General features: G+C 45.6%; 15 protein-coding genes. All 15 read left to right on the top strand.

From position 1 onward, the window contains the following. The first annotated feature begins 13 nt into the window (after positions 1-13). The 15 genes from MSA64_RS07385 (at position 14) to MSA64_RS07315 (ending at position 14,939) form a co-directional block, all read left to right on the top strand. Positions 14-1,252, top strand: a complete 1,239-nt coding sequence (locus MSA64_RS07385) for a sporulation protein YqfD (RefSeq protein WP_205839883.1) — start codon at positions 14-16, stop codon at positions 1,250-1,252. Positions 1,253-1,502: 250 nt separating this feature from the next. Then, a complete protein-coding gene (locus MSA64_RS07380; protein WP_106493006.1) occupies positions 1,503-2,525 on the top strand; it encodes a PhoH family protein in 1,023 nt (340 codons plus the stop codon). Next, positions 2,515-3,024 carry an rRNA maturation RNase YbeY gene (gene ybeY, locus MSA64_RS07375; protein ID WP_277663947.1) on the top strand — a complete coding sequence of 170 codons (510 nt, stop codon included), beginning with the start codon at positions 2,515-2,517 and terminating at the stop codon, positions 3,022-3,024. Before MSA64_RS07380 ends, ybeY begins: the two co-directional genes overlap by 11 nt. Positions 3,025-3,120: 96 nt before the next feature. Next, on the top strand, positions 3,121-4,335 hold the full coding sequence (locus tag MSA64_RS07370; protein WP_287891172.1) for a DUF3048 domain-containing protein: 1,215 nt from the start codon (positions 3,121-3,123) through the stop codon (positions 4,333-4,335). Positions 4,336-4,422: 87 nt separating this feature from the next. After that, positions 4,423-4,752: a hypothetical protein gene (locus tag MSA64_RS07365; RefSeq protein ID WP_022172474.1), complete on the top strand. Its 330-nt coding sequence runs from the start codon at positions 4,423-4,425 to the stop codon at positions 4,750-4,752. 105 nt (positions 4,753-4,857) lie between these two features. Continuing rightward, positions 4,858-5,709 (top strand): glutamate 5-kinase, encoded by an 852-nt coding sequence (proB, locus tag MSA64_RS07360; protein ID WP_022172475.1) that lies wholly within the window; start codon positions 4,858-4,860, stop codon positions 5,707-5,709. 15 nt (positions 5,710-5,724) lie between these two features. Further along, the gene (locus MSA64_RS07355; protein ID WP_022172476.1) at positions 5,725-5,946 is read left to right on the top strand and encodes a DUF896 domain-containing protein; all 222 of its coding nucleotides are present in this window, start codon (positions 5,725-5,727) and stop codon (positions 5,944-5,946) included. Beyond that, positions 5,924-6,475 (top strand): 5-formyltetrahydrofolate cyclo-ligase, encoded by a 552-nt coding sequence (locus tag MSA64_RS07350; RefSeq protein ID WP_106493008.1) that lies wholly within the window; start codon positions 5,924-5,926, stop codon positions 6,473-6,475. Before MSA64_RS07355 ends, MSA64_RS07350 begins: the two co-directional genes overlap by 23 nt. A 38-nt stretch (positions 6,476-6,513) precedes the next feature. Then, positions 6,514-7,761 carry a glutamate-5-semialdehyde dehydrogenase gene (locus tag MSA64_RS07345; protein WP_287891171.1) on the top strand — a complete coding sequence of 416 codons (1,248 nt, stop codon included), beginning with the start codon at positions 6,514-6,516 and terminating at the stop codon, positions 7,759-7,761. 336 nt (positions 7,762-8,097) lie between these two features. Then, positions 8,098-9,027: a M14 family zinc carboxypeptidase gene (locus MSA64_RS07340; RefSeq protein WP_287891169.1), complete on the top strand. Its 930-nt coding sequence runs from the start codon at positions 8,098-8,100 to the stop codon at positions 9,025-9,027. 138 nt (positions 9,028-9,165) lie between these two features. After that, positions 9,166-9,951 (top strand): alkaline phosphatase family protein, encoded by a 786-nt coding sequence (locus MSA64_RS07335; RefSeq protein ID WP_154431225.1) that lies wholly within the window; start codon positions 9,166-9,168, stop codon positions 9,949-9,951. A gap of 119 nt (positions 9,952-10,070) precedes the next feature. After that, positions 10,071-10,703 carry a methylated-DNA--[protein]-cysteine S-methyltransferase gene (locus MSA64_RS07330; protein WP_106493014.1) on the top strand — a complete coding sequence of 211 codons (633 nt, stop codon included), beginning with the start codon at positions 10,071-10,073 and terminating at the stop codon, positions 10,701-10,703. Between the two features lie 460 nt (positions 10,704-11,163). Continuing rightward, the gene (locus tag MSA64_RS07325; RefSeq protein ID WP_287891167.1) at positions 11,164-13,029 is read left to right on the top strand and encodes a TIGR03960 family B12-binding radical SAM protein; all 1,866 of its coding nucleotides are present in this window, start codon (positions 11,164-11,166) and stop codon (positions 13,027-13,029) included. After that, positions 13,010-13,726 (top strand): TIGR03936 family radical SAM-associated protein, encoded by a 717-nt coding sequence (locus MSA64_RS07320; protein ID WP_334302754.1) that lies wholly within the window; start codon positions 13,010-13,012, stop codon positions 13,724-13,726. The genes MSA64_RS07325 and MSA64_RS07320 overlap by 20 nt, the downstream gene beginning before the upstream one ends. Position 13,727: 1 nt before the next feature. After that, entirely contained in the window at positions 13,728-14,939 is a 1,212-nt protein-coding gene (locus tag MSA64_RS07315) for a ribonuclease E/G (protein WP_227338092.1), read from the top strand. Positions 14,940-15,063 lie beyond the last annotated feature (124 nt).

The following is a 15,063-nucleotide window of genomic DNA, read 5'->3' as shown; positions in this document are numbered from 1 at the left end:
GGGAGGTACGTTCTTGGATTCTATAAAAAAATATATCCGCGGCTACGTTCGCATTCGTCTGGAAAGCCCTGCACCGGATCGGTTTTTCAGTCTCTGTGTACATAATCGGATTCCACTTCGAAATCTTACCCAGGAAGCTTCCTTCTATGAAATGGAACTCTCTGCCAGAGATTTCCTGCGTCTTGGCCGATTTCGCCGGAAAACAGATGCCCGGATCCATATCTTATCTAAAAACGGTCTGCCTTTCTTTTTACTTCATGCACGAAAAAGAAAGGCTTTTTTTCTCGGAATATTTCTTGGCTTTATTTTGTTATTTGTGTGTTCCCTTCGTATCTGGGATATTCAGATCACAGGAAACCGTTATTATACCACACCTGTTCTCCTGGACACATTATCCGAATGGGATATCCGCTGTGGTATGGCAAAGAGAAATGTAGACTGCCAGAAGCTGATGCAGAAAATCCGGCAGGCCTTTCCCGGTGTTGTCTGGGTATCTGCAAAGCTTGAGGGAACCTGTCTGATTATTGATATCAGAGAAAATGACGAAATCCCGCAGCCAACGGATGCCTTAGCGGACACCCTCACCAGCTGGGATCTTACCGCTCCGTGGAATGGCACCGTAGTAAGTATCATCACCCGTATGGGAATGCCACAGGTAAAGCCGGGAGATGTCTGTAAAAAAGGAGATATTCTTGTATCTGGTTCGGTTGCAATCCTGGATAATGACAGTCAGATACAACGTTACGAATATGTGCGTGCGGATGCAGATATCGTTATAAAAACTCAATTTCCTTATTATGATGAATTTTCCCGGACGGTCACTGTAAAATCTTATCCCGGAGAGCAAGAAAGCTATCCTTTTTTTACATTCTTCGGAACCGATATCTCCTGGTATCATGCCCCAAAAAATAATTCTGAAATTTATCGCATCGAACGCCGACTGACCCTTACCCCAAGTTTTTACCTGCCAGTCACCGTGGGAAAAATCATAACCGTTCCCTATGAAAAAAAATCCTACTGCTATACACCGAAAGAATCTCTGGAACTTTCACAAAAACATCTGCAAAATTTCTTGAAAAATCTCGTACGCGAAGATGCCTTGATTCTTTCCCGGAATATCCGTACCAGACTCACTGCAAACAGATGCCGTTCACAGGGCTATGTGATCATACAGATTCCCGGAAGCGAAAAAACTCCGATAGTCCGGAAAGCACTTCCGGATTCCACGTCTTCTGTTTCCGAAACAAACTGATTTTTCCTGTTGTCCACGCTGTGTTCGGTGAGATATTTCACGGTACAGGAGCGATATACAGTTACTGTTCACTCCGTTCCCGGTAACACGCTTCGCGGGATATTACCATTGAACATTAACAATATACATACAGAAAATACAGAAAAATCATAAAAAGGGCTTCAATTCCACTAAAAAGGTGGTAAAATAAAAGGATAGAATGTCCATGTTGACATTTTAAAAGAAAAACAGTTACGAAAGGACAAGATGAATGGCGGCAAGAATCATCGAACAGCTGATAGAAATTCCGGCAGAACATGAAAGAAATATCTTCGGACAGTTTGACGAACATATAAAAAAGATCGAACGCACCTTACAGGTAACACTGATTTCCCGTGACGGCATATTAAAGATCGTAGGGCCTGCACCAAATGTGCAGAAAGCGGAAAAGATCATCCGGGAATTGCTGGGGCTTTCTGTCAGAGGAAATACCATTCAGAGTCAGAATGTGGATTATGCACTGTCACTGACCATGGAAGAGAAAGAAGCTCCGCTTGTGGAGATGGATAAAGACTGTATCTGTCACACGATCAACGGAAGACCGGTCAAGCCAAAAACGCTGGGACAGAAAGCATATGTGGATAAGATCCGGGAAGATATGATCGTTTTCGGCGTAGGGCCTGCCGGTACCGGTAAAACCTACCTTGCCATGGCAATGGCGATCACAGCATTCCGAAATGACGAAGTGGGAAGAATCATCCTGACCCGTCCTGCCATCGAAGCAGGAGAAAAACTGGGATTTCTTCCCGGCGACCTGCAAAGTAAGGTGGATCCCTACCTGCGCCCACTCTATGATGCGCTGTATCAGATCATGGGACCGGAAAGCTTTGCAAAAAATATGGAGAAAGGGCTGATTGAGGTTGCCCCCCTCGCTTATATGCGCGGTCGTACACTGGACAATGCATTTATTATTCTGGATGAGGCGCAGAATACTACTCCGGCACAGATGAAGATGTTCCTGACCCGTATCGGATTCGGATCCAAAGTGATCATTACCGGAGATTCTTCTCAGAAAGATCTTCCTTCCGGTCAGAAATCCGGTCTGGAGATGGCTCTTCAGGTGCTGAAGAAAGTAGAAGGGATCTCCATCTGTCAGCTGACCAGCAAAGACGTTGTCCGTCACCCGCTGGTACAAAAGATTGTACAGGCCTATGAAGCCTACGAAAAGAAACACCCGGAAAAACCGGCATCACCGAAAAATCAACGACGGAGGGGAAACAGTTATGAGTATTGATTTTTCCAATGAACAGGAACAGACCTTTGATTTTGATTTTCTGAAGGTCGCAGAAGATGTCATGGAAACCGTTCTGGATCAGGAAGGATGTCCCTATGAATCACAGGTCTGCCTGGTTCTCACAGATAACGAAACGATTCATAAAACCAATCTGGAATATCGTCAGATCGACCGGGCAACGGATGTGCTGTCTTTCCCTATGGTTGATTTTCCGGCACCTGCAGATTATTCTGTGCTGGAAGACGATGACAGCTGCTTTGATCCGGAAAGTGGGGAGCTTCTTCTGGGAGACATCATGATCTCCATACCGAAGGCGGTGGAACAGGCAGAAGCATACGGGCACAGTGTGAAAAGAGAATACGCATTTTTAGTTGCTCACAGTATGCTGCATCTTCTGGGGTATGACCATATGGTTGATGAGGAACGTATTGTCATGGAACAGAAACAGGAGAAAGCACTGCAGCAGCTGCAGATTGGAAGAGATTCATGTATCTCATGAGGATGTATCATTATAGTTTTATAACAGCTGTTCAGTACCCTCACGGGATATTACCTGCTGAATAGCTACATTTTATCAACGAAAAGGAGATCACATATGAAAAAATATGCAAAACTGATCATAGCCCTTGGGCTGGCAGGTGGCATCATGCTGACCGGATGCCAGAAAAACGAGTCTGGTTCCGCCGAACCGACTGCAACGCCGGAACCAACAGAAGAAGCAACAGAAGAAGTAACACCGGAACCAACTGCCATGGCTGCTGAAGAACCGGAACCCACAGAAGATCCTATTCCGGATGGCTATGTTGTAAGTTATCTGACCGGAGAATATGTACCGGAAGCCATCGGAAGACGTCGCCCGGTCGCTGTTATGCTCAACAACCTGAGACCTGCCTGCCCACAGGCAGGTATTGCCAATGCCGGGGTAGTATACGAAGCACCTGTGGAAGGTGGAATCACCCGTCTGATGGGTATCTTTGAAGATTATGATAATCTGGAAAAGATCGGTTCCGTACGAAGCTGCCGTGATTATTATATTTTCTACGCTTCAGGATTTGATGCGATCTATACGCATTATGGACAGTCTGCTTATGCCCTTCCTTTCCTGGAATTACCGGAGGTAAATAATATCAGTGGACTGGCCGGATACGGTGATCAGGTATTTTATCGTACCACTGACAGAAAATCTCCGCACAACGCTTATACAAGTTTTGAAGGTATCCAGAAAGGTATCGAGATCAACGGCTACAGTCAGGAATACGCTGAGGACTTCCAGCCTGGTTATGCATTCTGCGGCGTAGATGATGAAGTGGAACTTCCGGGTGAGACAGAAGCAAATGTCGTAAAACCGGGATATTTTCTGAATGAGCCATGGTTTGAATACAATCCGGAAGACAAACTGTACTATCGTTTCCAGTACGGTGACAAACAGATTGATCAGCTGACCGGAGAACAGATCGCCTATAAAAACATCATTCTGCAATATTCTTCCTGGAGAAAATACGATGAACACGGTTATCTGAACATCGACGTTGATGAACCAAATGTAGGAAAATATATTGTAAACGGAAAGGCCATCGATATCACCTGGAAAAAACACACTCCATGGGGAGCTACCTTCTACTATGATACCAACGGTAATCAGATCACTATGGATACCGGTAAGACCTGGGTATGTATTATTCAGGATACTTACGCAAACCGTGTGGAGATTCTTGGTTCCGATGACAGCTCTGCTTCCTCCACAGATACACAAGACAGTGAAGCACAGGCAGCAGCAGAAGAAGCTGCAGCATCGGATACTGAATATTAAAATGATTATTTTTACTGAATAAACGCTGAAATTTATGAATAAGACAGGAATCATTCGCTGATACTGTAAGAAAAAGGAGTGTTCTATATGCGCCGATTCTCTTACGTATTAATCGTCTGTTCCTGTCTTTTTCTTTTGACTGCAGGATACTATTTCAGCTACCAGCTTGGAAGCTCCGATACCTCAGAGATACAGCCATCTCAGCTGCGGGAAACAGAACAGATTCTGCAGCCCTCTTATCTGGTTCGTATCGTGGACGGAAAGGTTGTTATCCAGCATCCGGACGGTTCTGTCTACGAGGCCACGGAGATTTCCGAAGAGAGTCTTCCGATGTCTGTCCGTGAAAAAATCCAGGAGGAATATCGGCTAAACTCACGTCAGGAACTCTACAGTTTTCTCGAAAATTATTCCAGCTAAAAAAATACTGGAACTTTCTCCGTTGGTGCGGTACAATGATATAGATTATTGCGGTTGCACCAGCAATCCCAATATGTCAGTAAAACAGGCAGGAGATAAAAACGAATGAACACAACATTTCGTGAAAAACTGAAAAATAAAAAACGTATCGTCATCAAGATCGGTTCTTCTTCCCTGACTCACCCGGATACCGGCTATCTGGATCTGATCAAACTGGAAGTTCTGGTTCGGGAAATCAGCGATCTGAGGAATCAGGGAAAAGACGTAATCCTGGTTTCTTCCGGTGCCATCATGGTAGGAAGTAAAACTATGGGTTATGACAGAAAACCATCGCGCATGGCACAAAAGCAGGCATGTGCAGCCATCGGGCAGGCAAAGCTCATGATGATCTATCAGAAATTATTCGCAGAATATAACCAGGTTGCCAGCCAGATTCTGATGACCAAACATACGATTCTGAATAATCTGAACCGATTAAATGCAAAAAATACATTCGAAGAACTCTTACGTATGGGAGCGATCCCCATCGTAAATGAAAATGATACCATATCTACCTATGAAATTGAATTCGGTGATAATGACACGTTATCAGCAGTGGTTTCCGCTATGGTAGGTGCCGATCTTCTGATTCTTCTCTCAGATATTGACGGGCTGTTTACCGATGATCCCCATAAAAATCCAGAAGCAACTTTCATCGATGTGGTAGAAGAACTGGATGAGCATCTGCTGTCCATGGGAAAGGGAAGTACCGGAAGCAACGTAGGAACCGGTGGAATGGCAACCAAACTGACTGCTGCCGAGATCGCGAGTGCCGCCGGAACTGATATGATCATCGCCAACGGTGCCGACTTTCATGTCATCCATAAGATCATACAGGGACGCCCTTATGGAACCCTATTCCTGTCCCATAAGAAAAATGATTTTTACGTTCTGGATTTTCTGGAACGGATACTGTAAAAGGAGAACAGAAACATGGATCAAAAAGGAATTGACCGTATCAACGAACTTGCCAGAAAGGCAAAAACACAGGAACTGACACCGGAAGAAAAAAAAGAACAGCATAAACTTCGAAAAGAATTCATCGCAAGCGTACGTATGAACCTCCGTTCTCAGCTGGATAACATCAACATCCAGGAAAAAGACGGAAGCATCACCAATCTGGGAGAAAAATATGGAAGCAAAGAAAGCCATTAGAAAAGAAATTTTCCGACGCAGAAAAGAAACGGATCCGGCATCTATCTGTAAAAACAGTGCAAAGATCTGGCAGAAACTTTTCTCACTTCCTGCTTTCCAGGAAAGCGACTGGATCTATCTGTACATAGACTGTAAAAACGAAGTTATGACAGACGGAATTATCAAAGAAGCGTTCCGTCTTGGGAAAAAAGTGGCTGCTCCGAAAGTTGTCGGAGAAGATATGATCTTTTATCAGATCTCACAGCCAGAGGATCTGGAACCGGGATATTTTGGTATCCGCGAACCGAAAACAAGTCTTCCGGTTGCAGACGGAGAGGATGGACTGATGATAATGCCAGGAGTCGCCTTCGACAATCAGCGCCACCGGGTAGGATACGGCGGAGGTTTTTATGACCGGTATCTGAGCAAACACACCAGTCATTTTACCGCAGCACTGGCATTCGAATTCCAGATGATGGAGGAAGTTCCCACCGAACCGACTGATCTGCTGCCGGATGTGGTAATCACAGAGAAAACAATTTACCGGTAAGTACTGCCAGGCAGGAACTTACAGAAGGGAGAATACATATGGAATACCTGGATAATATCGGGAAACGGGCGCAGGCCGCAAAACCGGATCTGCAACATCTCAAAAGTGAAGAAAAAAATCAGATTCTAAGAAAATCTGCCGACGATCTGAAGCTCCATGCAGCTGAGATCCTGGCTGCCAATGAAAAGGATATGGAAAAAGGCCGGACAAATGGCATGTCCCAGGGACTTCTGGACCGGCTTTTATTAACGGAAGATCGCATCGCACAGATCGCAGAAGGTCTGTATCAGATTGCCGCTCTCAATGATCCCATCGGCGAAGTGCTCGGCATGAAACAGCGTCCCAACGGTCTTCGTATCGGTCAGAAACGTGTACCCCTCGGTGTTGTCGGTATTATCTATGAGGCCCGTCCAAATGTAACTGCCGATGCATTCGGTCTTTGTTTTAAGACCGGCAATGTTGTGATCTTAAAGGGTGGAAGTGATGCGTTTCATTCTATCCAGGCGATCGTAACCTGCATCCGCCGCACACTGTCGGAAGCAAACGTGAACCCGGATGCTCTGCTTCTCATCGAAGATACCTCCAGAGAGACTACCGCTGCATTCATGAAACTGAACCAGTATGTGGATGTTCTGATCCCGCGAGGAGGTGCCGGTCTGATCCGCGCCGTTGTGGAAAACAGCACGATCCCGGTCATTGAAACCGGTACAGGCAACTGCCATATCTTTGTCGATGCCTCCGCAGATCTGTCTATGGCTGTGGATATCATTATCAACGCCAAAACGCAGAGGGTAGGTGTATGTAACGCCTGTGAGTCTCTTCTGATCCACAGAGAGGTAAAGGATAAACTGCTTCCGGTTCTTGCTGCACGCTTACAGGAAAAACACGTGGAGATCCGCGGCGATCAGGAGGTCTGCGAACTGGTTCCCGATGCTGTCACCGCAACAGAAGAGGATTGGGGAAAAGAATATCTGGATTATGTGATTTCCATGAAAACCGTAGATTCCGTGGACGAAGCAATCGCCCATATCAACCGTTACAACACAGGTCATTCAGAAGCAATTATCACAGAAAGCTACACGAACTCACAGAAATTTCTCGATGAAGTAGACGCCGCCTGTGTATACGTCAACGCATCCACCAGATTCACAGATGGATTTGAATTTGGTTTCGGTGCGGAAATCGGAATCAGCACACAAAAACTTCATGCAAGAGGACCGATGGGTCTGCTTGCCCTGACAACCACAAAATATATTATCTATGGAAACGGTCAGGTTCGTCCATAAGAATTCCACGTAAAGCACAAATAAAGCTGTCGTTCAAATTTGCTGTTTTGAACGACAGCTTTATTTGTGCATTTTTTGTCTTATCTGTTTTTCTCTCTGGTTCTAAAATACGATCTTCCGCATATATACATAAAAGGGACTATATTTCCCGAAGTTCTTATGTATCATGCAACTATTCAGTACCCTCACAGTTACGAGTCAAAATGCATTTCTAATCACCTTCGGTAATGGATTTTTACCTTGTACGTCTCGGGATTTTGTCAAAAACATGCCAAAACACCTCGCGGAATACTACCTACTGAATAGCTGCTTTATTATTGACACAGGGAGGTCTGTATGATTACGTTAAATCAATCCTATACTTATGAAGAACTCCTCCGCAATCTGCAGGAATCCGGAACGCAGTACCCGGAATCCACGATTTACAAAAAAGTAGGGGAGAGCCATGATGAACGACCAATTCCGATGCTCCGTGTCGGATCGGGACTGGATACACTGATCCTGACAGCCGGTATCCATGGAAAAGAATCCATCAATCCGGTACTTCTGACCCGGATGGCACAGGAATATTGTCAGGCATATCAGGATAACTCATATATGGGGAATTATCCGGTGCGGGAATTGCTCAACCACTGTTCCATCTGTTTTCTTCCCATTGTCAACCCGGACGGTTATGTCATTGCCACCGAAAGTTTCAGTGCCATCCGCAATCCCATTCTCCGTCAGGCATGTAAGATGCGCGGTGTGGACTGGCCCTACTGGAAATACAATGCCAGAGCAGTCGATATTAACCGGAATTTTCCATGTAAATCCTATATCCAGCAGCAGTTCGGCGAATATCCCGCCAGCGAGCAGGAAACGCAAACGTTGATCCGTGTCTTCGAACAGTGGGATACCATCGGCTACCTCGATTTTCATTCCAGAGGGCGCATTATCTATTATTACAGGCAGGCAATGCCATTTTCCTATAATCAGCGTAACCACAAGCTGGCGCGTTATATGCAGAAATTATCCAATTATTCTCTTGGTAAACAGGAAGAGGAATACCTGTCCCGCTTAAACGGCGGAAGTCCAGTCAATTATTATTCCGAACTGCTGCATAAGCCTGCGATCACCGTAGAGACTGTAGAAGAAAATACAGATTTCCCCATGGATCCGTCCTGCCAGGAAAGGACATACGAAGAAATCCGTATGCTGCCGCTTGAGATCATCGCGCAATCAGCCGGTAATTCCGAACCGTTGAAAAATCCACAGAAAATCAGATAATAATCTCTTTACATGATGTGAATGAAATTCTATACTGAGTATATGATGATATCCGGCTTTCTAGAGTGTGTCTGAAAAAGGCTCTAGTACAGAATCAGCCGGTATCAAAATCTTTGTATATACGGGGGAATTTCACATATGGATAAAAAAGTAATTCTGATCTCCATCGACGGGCTCAGACCGGATGCCGTGGAAACCTGCGGACATCCTTTTGTAAACACACTGAGAGAAAACGGATGCTATTCTCCGGATGCAAGTTCTGTTGTGCCACCGGTTACCCTTCCGGCGCACACCTCGATCTTTTACAGTGTCCCGCCCACCCGCCACGGGATTATCACCAACGACTACATGCCGCCGGTACGACCGATCCGCGGACTGGCAGAGCAGCTGGAGCGTGCGGATAAAACCTGCGCTGCTTTCTATGGCTGGGAACCAATGCGTCATGTATGGACATCCGGAAATATGAAATACTCTCTCTTTGTCAATGAATACGAAGAGGATAATTCAGATCTGCTGCTCACGCAGGAAGCCCTTTCCCTGATTGAACGGAAAGAGCCGGATTTTGTATATCTATATCTGGTGGAAACGGACGACAAAGGCGGTCACGACCACGGCTGGATGACATCGGAATATATGCACCGGGTAAATAATGCATTTTCCTGCGTCCAGCAGGTCTACGAAGCTGTCCATGACCGATACACCATCGTGATCACCGCTGACCACGGTGGCCACGACCGGGGACACGGCGAAAATATCCCGGAAGATATGACGATCCCGATGTTTTTCATCGGAAAAGAATTCCCGAAAGCTGTACAGCTGCACGGACTTACCCTGCTTGACCTCGCCCCGACGATTGCAGATCTTATGGATATTCCGAAGGTGAGAGAGTGGGAAGGAACATCGGTATTGGAAAAATTGGGTTGATATATACCCTGAAAATTTACTTATGTGCGGTAAAGAAGTAATAGAAGTGTAAAGAATTTTGCATTTCCTGTCCGATATTACTTTTGATATCTTATAAAAATATTAGGAGAACAGATACTATGACAACACGAGAAGAAGCACTTGCATACGGTTTATCATTTGACAACGTGTACGAAGAAAAACCTTTTCACGATCCCAACTGGCAGCTTGTCCGGGTTCGTGGAAGTAAAAAAGCATTTCTCTGGATCTATGAGCGCAATGGTTTTATCAATCTGAATGTGAAGGTTGCGCCTGAATGGAGAGATTTCTGGCGCTCTGCCTATGATTCGGTAATCGCCGGCTATCATCAGAACAAAGAGCACTGGAACACGATCATTCTGGACGGAACGATCCCGGAAAAAGAGATCCGCCGGATGATCGCCGAAAGTTATGATCTGGTCACAGACAGTCCGACCAAACGAATCTACGAAGCGGTTAAGCAGATTCCGAAAGGTCATGTGGCAACCTATGGTCAGGTTGCAGCCATGGCAGGTGAACCGAAGATGGCAAGAGCTGTGGGAAATGCCCTTCACAAGAACCCGGATCCGGAACACATTCCCTGTTTCCGTGTCGTCAACGCCAAAGGAGAACTCGCCGGAGCATTCGCTTTTGGCGGTGAGCAGGTACAGGCTCAGCTTCTGGAAGAAGATGGGGTGGAAGTGGTTGACGGGAAGGTCGATCTGGATAAATATGGAATACAGATCAATCCTTGAAGATCATATTAAAGTTTATATAAAAAAAGAATATATGAAACAGCAAAGGTATATTTTCGATACAGAACCATGGGAAGTCTGTTGCCGGAGCAGCCAAATATAAATATACCATGCAATATGAAGATATGCCGGAAGCAGAATGTCCGAACACGATGTTCTGCTTTTTGCGTTGCCAAGCATACGATAAAAAGGTCCGGTGGACCTTTTTTAGTTACTGAGAACAGAGTGAGCAGTACTTTGGGGTCGTAATCATAAAATATTCAAACATTTCTCTTGCAAACTCCTCCCGGATAGTATATCTTTATTTATGATGCGGTTTTTATGCCGTGTCGTTCTTATGTTACAAAAACGTAACTATTCCGTACCTTCATAGTTACGAGGCAAAATGCGTTTAAAATCACCTTCGGTGATGGCATACAGAAAATTCTATTTATATTGAAAAGAGGAAAAGCAAATAAATATGAGAAAATTAGCTTTAGACGATGAAATCCTGCTGACCATCGAGAAGCCGGCCCGATATATCGGCAATGAGGTCAATGCAGTGATGAAAGACAAATCGGAAGTTGCGGTCCGGTTTGCCATGTGTTTCCCGGATGTCTACGAAATAGGAATGTCCCATCTCGGAATACAGATCTTATATGATATGTTTAACCAGCGTGACGATATCTGGTGTGAAAGAGTGTATTCCCCGTGGCCGGATATGGACAAAGTGATGCGCGACAAAAAAATCCCGTTGTTCGCACTGGAATCTCAGGATCCGGTGAAGGATTTTGATTTCCTTGGTATCACGATCCAGTATGAGATGTGTTATACCAATATTTTACAGATCCTGGATCTGTCCGGAATTCCCCTGCTGGCCGAAAAGAGGACCTGGGATGATCCGATCGTGATCGGTGGCGGTCCTTGTACCTACAATCCGGAGCCGCTGGCGCAGTTCTTTGATATTTTCTATATCGGAGAAGGTGAGACGGTATATTTCCAGCTGATGGATCTGTATAAAGAAGAACGGGCGAAAGGCAGCAGCCGTATGGAATTTTTAAAGAAAGCGGCACAGATTCCGGGACTGTATGTACCGGCATTGTATGAGGTCTGTTATAAAGAAGACGGAACCATCGCTTCTTTCACCCCAACTGATGCATCCGTTCCTGCATCTGTCGAAAAACAGATTGTTATGGATATTACAGACACGTATTATCCAAAAGCTCCGGTTGTTCCATTTATCAAGGCCACACAGGATCGTGTGGTTCTGGAGATCCAGCGTGGCTGTATCCGCGGATGCCGTTTCTGTCAGGCAGGTATGCTCTACCGTCCGACCAGAGAGCGTGATGTGGATTTCTTAAAGCAGAAAGCCGTTGAGATGCTGGATGCCACCGGACACGAAGAGATTTCTCTGAGTTCTTTAAGTTCCAGTGACTATTCACAGCTCCCGGAACTGGTGAATTTCCTGATGGAAGAATGTGACAGACGAGGCGTAAATATTTCCCTTCCATCTCTTCGAATTGATGCGTTCTCCCTGGATGTTATGAAGAAAGTACAGGATATCAAAAAGAGCAGCCTGACATTTGCACCGGAAGCCGGTTCCCAGAGACTGCGTGATGTGATCAACAAAGGTCTGACCCGGGAAGTGATTCTGGAAGGTGCCGGAAAAGCTTTTGAGGGCGGCTGGAATAAAGTGAAACTGTATTTTATGCTCGGACTTCCTACCGAAACCGAGGATGATATGAAAGGTATCGCTCATCTTTGTGAAGAAATCGCGGAACGTTACTACGAGATCCCAAAAGATCAGCGAAACGGAAAATGTCAGATCACAGCAAGTACTTCTTTCTTTGTTCCAAAGCCATTTACCCCATTCCAGTGGGCTCCAATGTGCCGGGAAGAAGAATTCCTTGATCGTGCAAGAATCGTCCGTGAAGAGATCCATGCACAGCTGAATCAGAAAAGTATCCGCTACAACTGGCACGAAGCCGATGTTACTGTTCTGGAGGGTATCCTGGCTCGTGGTGACCGTAAGGTCGGGGATGCGATACTGAAAGCTTACGAACACGGTGCGCTCTTTGATGCCTGGTCAGAGTATTACCATCCGGAATACTGGAAAGAGGCATTTGCCGAGTGTGGTATCGATACTGATTTTTATACCATCAGAGAACGAAGTGATGATGAGATCTTCCCATGGGATTTCATTCATATCGGTGTCACTAAGAAATTCCTGTTACGTGAATGGAAACGTGCCCATGAAGAAACCGTAACGCCGAACTGCCGTATGCAGTGTTCCGGCTGTGGTGCAGCAAAATATCAGGGAGGTGTATGTGTTGAAAGTAAGAGTTAAATTTTCCAAAGAAGGTGCCATGAAATTCATCGGACATCTGGATATCATGCGTTATTTTCAGAAAGCCATCCGAAGAGCCAATATTCCGATCGCTTTCTCAGGCGGATTTTCTCCACATATGATCATGTCGTTTGCGGCCCCTCTCGGCGTTGGTGTCACCAGTGCCGGGGAATACTTTGATATGGAACTGACGGACGATTCCCTGTCTTCCAAAGAGATGGAGAACCGGTTAAATGCAACAATGGCAGAGGGAATGAAAGTGATCAGTGTCCGCCAGATCCCGGACGGAAAAGCAAGTGCCTGCATGTCATTGGTGGCAGCAGCTGATTATACCGTAGCATTCCGCGAGGGAAAAGAACCCTCTGTCGAGTGGAAAAACGGACAGCTGGAAGCATTTTTTGCACAGGATAGCATCGAGATCCTCAGAAAGACAAAACGAAGCGAGAAAATCACCGATATCAAACCGTGGATCTACAAACTGGAACTGCGCGGTGACAAAGTCTGGATGCAGCTTTCCCAGGGAAGTGTTCACAACCTGAAACCGGAATTAGTGATGGAAGCATTCGCAAAATTTCTCGGAATCGAACTGGAACCATTTGCACTGATGATCCACCGGGAAGAAGTCTATGCCGACCGCGGTGAAGAGGAGATCCCACAGCTGGTATCCCTGGAAGCGTTGGGAGATGTGATTGTATAAAATGGAACGTGTTATCATTACCACTCTCTGTTATCACGGAACAGACTGCCGGGTAGCTGCCTGGCAGTCAAACGGAAAAATCAGCCGAATCTGTCTGGAAGACCCCAGGGGAGAACGTCTGCTCGGAAGTATCCATGTGGGAAAAGTCCAGAAAATTCTCCCGGATATCAAAGGAGCTTTTGTGGAAATTGAAAACCGCACCAGCTGTTATTTCCCTTATACGAAGGAATCTAATTTTCTCTACACAATGCCGAAGAAAGCATCAGAATTACGAGCCGGCGACGAACTTCTGGTGCAGGTTACCCGAGAAGCGATAAAAACCAAAGCCCCCTGCGTCTCTTCAAACCTGAATTTTACCGGAAAATATCTGGTGCTCACGACCGGAAACCGCACACTCGGTATTTCCGCGAAGATTCCATCCGGAAAGCGGGAAAAGTTAAAAGAGTTTCTCGAAGAGCTGATGCCGGAAGACTGCTCTTACGGCATCATTCTTCGAACCAATGGTGCGCTGGCTTCCGCGGAAGAGTTGAAGGAAGAACTGCGGTCACTGGAAACGCAGTTTACACAGCTGTATCAGAAAGCACTGCACACACCGTGCTATACGAAGCTTTCCAAAGGAGAATCGATCACTGCATCCATTCTGAAAGATGTGCACTGGAAAGAAACAGAAAAAATCATCACGGACCAGAAGACGCTGTATGAAGAACTATGTGTTTCCCGTCAGGATATTCCGGTTGCATCGATGTGTGCAATTGAATATTACGAAGATTCCCTGCTGCCGCTTGCAAGACTATATAATCTTGAACGGGAGCTTGATCAGGCACTTCAGGAGAAAATCTGGTTAAAATCCGGTGGATTTCTGATAATTCAGCAGACAGAAGCCTTTGTTGCCATCGATGTCAACACCGGTAAACACAGCAGTAAAAAAGATGCAGAAGAAAATTATAAACAGATCAACCGGGAAGCGGCCCTGGAAATTGCAAGGCAGCTCCGGCTTCGTAATCTGTCTGGTATGATTCTGGTTGACTTTATTAATATGAAAAATACCAATGATCAGTCTGAATTGCTCCAATACATGGGTTCACTGGTCAGATCAGACCCGATGCAGACTGTAGTTGTGGATGTAACCGCTCTCGGCATCATGGAGATCACCCGGAAAAAGTCCGCCAAAACCCTTGCAGAACAGCTGCTCCAGCTGAAAAAGGGAGAATAAACTATGCGAGAGAAAACTTTAAAACCGTGGCACGGAGCCGCATTTTTTCTGTTAATTATGATTGTGTTTTTTGCAATCTGTGTACCGCTGCAGTCTCATTTCGGACTGTATGGTGTGGCCGCTA

The organism is Oliverpabstia sp. (assembly GCF_022785585.1).
In the GTDB taxonomy this organism is placed as follows: Bacteria; Bacillota; Clostridia; order Lachnospirales; family Lachnospiraceae; genus Oliverpabstia; species Oliverpabstia intestinalis.
Note: the sequence above shows the minus strand (reverse complement) of the source record. Positions and strands in the feature narration are given on the sequence as shown.